We start from the raw sequence: 4,499 nt of genomic DNA, 5'->3' as shown, positions 1-4,499 counted from the left end.
GTCCGGCTCGCCGCGGTCGAGATGCGCGGGCCGTGCTTCGCGTTCGCCTGAGCGTCGAGTTCCACCCCGAGCCAGGCCGCCTGCCGGCATACCCGTTCGCGGATGGGCGCCGCATGCTCGCCGATGCCGGCCGTGAAGACGATGGCGTCCAGGCCGCCGAGCGCCGCGGCGAGCGAGCCGAGCTCGCGCCCGGCGCGGTAGACGAAGAGATCGACCGCGAGCTGCGCCCGCGGCTCCTTCGACTCGAGCAGCACGCGCATGTCGCTCGAGATGCCGGACACGCCGAGCAGCCCGGACTGGCTGTAGATCAGCTTCTCGATCGCGCGCACGTCCAGCTTGCGCTCGTCCATCAGGTAGAGGATCACGCCGGGATCGATCGCGCCGCAGCGGGTGCCCATCGGCAGGCCGTCGACCGCGGTGAAGCCCATGGTGCTCGCGATGCTCCGGCCGGCCTCGAGCGCGCACATGCTCGCGCCGTTACCCAGATGCAGCACTACCGTCTTGCCATGCGCCGCCCGTTCGTCGAACTTCGGCAGAACCGAGGCGATGTACTCGTACGAGAGGCCATGAAAGCCGTAGCGGCGCACACCCGCATCGGTCAGCTCCTGCGGCAGCGCGAACATCTGCGCGAGCGGCGGGTTCGAGCGGTGGAACGCGGTGTCGAAGCAGGCGACCTGCGCGAGCTCGGGCGCGCGCTGGAAGACGGCGCGCATCGGCGCCAGGTTGTGCGGCTCGTGCAGCGGTGCCAGCGGCACGAGCTTCTCGAGCTTCGCCACCACCGCGCCGTCCACGCGTACCGGCGTAGCGTAGTCGGCGCCGCCATGCACGACGCGATGCCCCACCGCGGCGAGACGGTGGTCGTTCCCGTGCATCGCCTTGAGCCAGTCGATGATGTGCGCGAGCGCGCCGTCGTGCCCGAGCTTCGACCCGGGTTCCCACCGCTTCTCGCTCGCCGGCTTGCCGGAGGCGTCCTTGGCGACGAAGTGCGGCGCGGTGTAAATGCCTTCGATCTGACCGCTGGCGACGAGCGCGAGCGCCGCGCCGCTTTCGGCGAATAGCGAAAACTTTATGCTCGACGAGCCGGCGTTGAGGACGAGGATCGCGTCGGTCATGCGATTGCCTTGGCCGCGTTTTCGCGGCGCGCCTGGGCCACGAACACCGCGACCGCGCACGATGCGAGCCGCGCCACCACCGTGTCGGCGCGGCTGGTGAGGATCACCGGCACCTTCGCGCCGAGGACGATGCCGGCAGCGTCCGCCCCGGCGAGGAACGACAGGCTCTTTGCGAGCATGTTGCCCGCCTCGAGGTCGGGGACGATGAGCACGTTCGCCCGGCCCGCGACCGGAGAGACGATCTTCTTGATCTCGGCCGCTTCGGGGCTGATCGCGTTGTCGAGGGCGAGCGGGCCGTCGAGGATGCCGCCGGTGATCTGGCCGCGGTCGGCCATCTTGCAGAGCGCCGCCGCCTCGATGGTCGAGGGCACCTTCGGGTTTACCGTCTCCATTGCCGACAGGATCGCGACCCGCACCTCCGGCGCGCGCAGCGCACGTGCGAGGTCGATCGCGTTCTGCACGATGTCGACCTTGTCCTCGAGCGTGGGCGCGATGTTCACCGCGGCATCCGAGATGATCAGCGCATCGGCATGGCCGGGGACGTCCAGCACGAAGCAGTGGCTGATGCGCCGCGCCGTGCGCAGGCCGGTGTCCTTCTTCACCACCTCGGCCATCAGCTCGTCGGTGTGGAGGCTGCCCTTCATCAGCGCCTCCGCCTTGCCCGCGCGCACCAGCTCGACGGCTTTCGCCGCCGCGGCGTGGCTGTGCGGCGCGTCGACGAGCTCGTAGCCCGCGATGTCGAGCTTGAACTGCTTGGCGACCGCTTCGATCTTCCCCTTCGGTCCGACCAGGATCGGTTTGATCAGACCGAGCTGCGCGGCGTCGACGGCACCGGAGAGCGAGCTCTCGTCGCACGGGTGCGCGACGGCCGTAACGACCGTCTGCAGCGTCTTCGCGACGTCGAGTAGGCGTTTGTATTTCTCGTGTGTCGCTTGGGTATTCATGATGCTTTCAACTCCGTTGAGAGGAATCTTTGCCGTCGTCATTACGGACATGCGATCAACCCGCAGTGCCGGCGAGCAGCATTACGACGACCTGGGCGGCGAGCACCTTGACGATCGTCATCGACGGGAAGATGGTGGCGTAGCCCACGTCCACGCGATCGGATTGCAGCAGCCGCGAACCGTAGGCGGGGATCGCCGGGTTGCCCGTCGCCCCGGACATGACGCCGACGAGCGAGTCGAAGGGAATCTTCAGCACGTAGAACCCGATCAGCATGATCAGGAGCACGTTGGTCAGCAGCACCGCCGCGCCGGCAAGGAGGATCGGGATCCCTTCGCGCGCCACGGTATCGACGAACGGCTTGCCGGCACCGATCGCCACCACCGCCAGGAACAGCGTCAGGCCGAAGTTGCGCAGCACGAGGTTTGCGGGGGCCGGCATGCGCCAGCTGATCGGACCGGTGCGGCCAAGCCAACCCAGGACGAGCGCCATGATCAGGGGCCCGCACGCCACTCCGAGCGTGAATCGGCCGAGGCCCGGCAACGGGATCGGGATGCACCCCAGCAGCAGTCCGAGCATCATCCCGAGGCCCGCTGACACGTAGGAGAACTCGGCGGTGGCGCGGATCGAGTCCCCGAAGTGCGCGCGCACCGCGGCGATCTTGTCGCTCGGCGCGATCACGACCAGCCGGTCGCCCGACTCGATCACCAGGTCGGGGGCGGCGAGCAGCTCCACGTCGCCGCGGCGGACGTGCGAAATGCGCGCCGGAAAGTCCGGCATCGGGAGCTCGGCGATGCTGCGCCCGAGCAGGCCCGGCTTCGAGACGTACACCCGCACCACGTCGAAGTCGCTGCGGTCGCCGATCACCTGTCGCGGCTGATCGTGGCCCAGCATTCCGGTCGCTTTGGCAAGTGCGTCGGGCTGGCCGACCAGGAACAGCGCATCGTTGCCGGCGAGCACCATGCTCGGCGCAGGCAGCAGGTTATGGAGGCCGCGCCGCAGTCCGATCATCTGCACGCCCGCCGGCAGCAGCCGCTCGATCGCGTCGATCCGCTGACCGATCGCCGCGGGCTGGTCCACGGTCACCTCGCCGTAACGCAGGGCGGGCGGCGGCGGAGCGAGCTTCGGCTTGAGAAAGGCGGTCAGGAGGTAGATCGCCAGGATCGGTCCGACTACCCCGAACGGATAGGCGACGCTGTAGCCCACCGCGGGTTCCTGGCTGCCCGCCGCCACAAGCGCGGCGTGGAGGGCGGCCGTCGACGTGCCGGAGCCGGCGAAGAGGCCGACTGCGGTCGGGACCGACAGGCCGAGCAGCTGCGCCGCGCCCAGCGCCACCGCCATGGATCCGAGCACGCCCGCGAGCGCGAGAGCGTTCCAGACGAGCCCTGGCCCCGCGAGACCGGCGAAGAACTGCCGGCCGTACTGGATCCCGACGCCGTAGAGGAACATCAGGAGGCCGATGGTGCCGACCACGCCGGGCAGCGACGCCTTGGGCGCGATCGCGCCGATCGCGAGCCCGGTGAAGAGCACGGCGCCAGCACCGAGGGCGAACCCCCTTATCGAGACCTGCCCCAGCAGATAGCCGGCTCCGATCGCGAAAGCGAGCGCCACCAGCGGCTGGGACTCCAGGAACGTCCGAGCGATTTCCATAGCGACCTCTTGCTCTGATCAGTGGTGGTTGGAGCCGGTACTCAGCGGGCGTTGCACCCCGCCCGGCGGAACCGGGCGATGGCCGATTCGAGGAGCTCGGGCGGGCACGGCGGCGTGGCGGCGAGCTTGTACTCGATGCCGAGCGCCTTCCACTTGAACGCGCCGAGCTGGTGGAACGGCAGCACCTCGACCCATTCGACGTTGCGCATCGGGGCGACGAAGCGCGCGACGCCGTCGATGTTGGCCGGCTCGTCGGTGAGACCGGGCACGAGCACGTAGCGCAGCCACACCGCCTTCCCCATCGCGGCGAGGCGCTCCGCAAACCGCAGCGTGGGCGCCAGCTCGCGGCCCGTCACCCGAAGGTAGGTGGCGGGATCCCAGGACTTGATGTCGAGCAGGACGAGATCGACGTCGGCGAGATAATCGTCGTCCGCGCGCGCGCCGAGATAGCCCGAGGTGTCGAGCGCGGTATGCACCCCGAGCGCCTTGGCCGCGGCGTACACCCGGCGGGTGAATGCGATCTGCACCAGCGGCTCCCCGCCCGAGATCGTCAGCCCCCCGTCCATGGCCCGCAATGCCGGCGCGAAATCGCGGAGCCGCTCGATCACGTGAGCTGTGCTCACCTTGCGGCCGTCCTTCATGTGCCAGGTGTCGGGGTTGTGGCAGTACTGGCACCGGAGCAGGCACCCCGACGTGAAGAGCGTCATGCGGATGCCGGGCCCGTCCACCCGCGAGCCGGACTCGTACGAGTGGACGTACCCGAATTCGCCGACCTTGTCGTCGTAGTGCTCGGTG

At 69.2% G+C, this 4,499-nt stretch carries 4 protein-coding genes; all 4 read right to left on the bottom strand.

The genetic code is table 11. The features are described 5' to 3' along the window. On the bottom strand, positions 1 to 1,112 hold a 1,112-nt coding region (locus tag VMJ70_10590), incomplete at its 3' end, for an acetate/propionate family kinase (GenBank protein ID HTO91567.1). Beyond that, complete coding sequence (locus VMJ70_10585) at positions 1,109 to 2,056, bottom strand: phosphate acetyltransferase (protein ID HTO91566.1); 948 nt, start codon at positions 2,054 to 2,056, stop codon at positions 1,109 to 1,111. The genes VMJ70_10585 and VMJ70_10590, both read right to left, overlap by 4 nt. A 55-nt stretch (positions 2,057 to 2,111) precedes the next feature. Beyond that, positions 2,112 to 3,704 carry a TrkA C-terminal domain-containing protein gene (locus tag VMJ70_10580; GenBank protein HTO91565.1) on the bottom strand — a complete coding sequence of 531 codons (1,593 nt, stop codon included), beginning with the start codon at positions 3,702 to 3,704 and terminating at the stop codon, positions 2,112 to 2,114. A gap of 41 nt (positions 3,705 to 3,745) precedes the next feature. Then, the coding region (gene pflA / locus VMJ70_10575) for a pyruvate formate-lyase-activating protein (GenBank protein HTO91564.1) at positions 3,746 to 4,499 on the bottom strand (754 nt) is incomplete at its 5' end.

It is taken from the genome of Candidatus Sulfotelmatobacter sp. (genome assembly GCA_035498555.1).
Classification (GTDB): Bacteria; Eisenbacteria; RBG-16-71-46; order RBG-16-71-46; family RBG-16-71-46; genus DATKAB01.
The sequence above is the reverse complement of the archived record's forward strand: the minus strand, read 5'-3'. Positions and strand labels throughout refer to the sequence as shown.

Coding starts and splice junctions, on each gene's coding strand:
- VMJ70_10585 (HTO91566.1), bottom strand. CDS start 2,056: ATGAATACCCAAGCGACACACGAGAAATACAAACGCCTACTCGACGTC.
- VMJ70_10580 (HTO91565.1), bottom strand. CDS start 3,704: ATGGAAATCGCTCGGACGTTCCTGGAGTCCCAGCCGCTGGTGGCGCTC.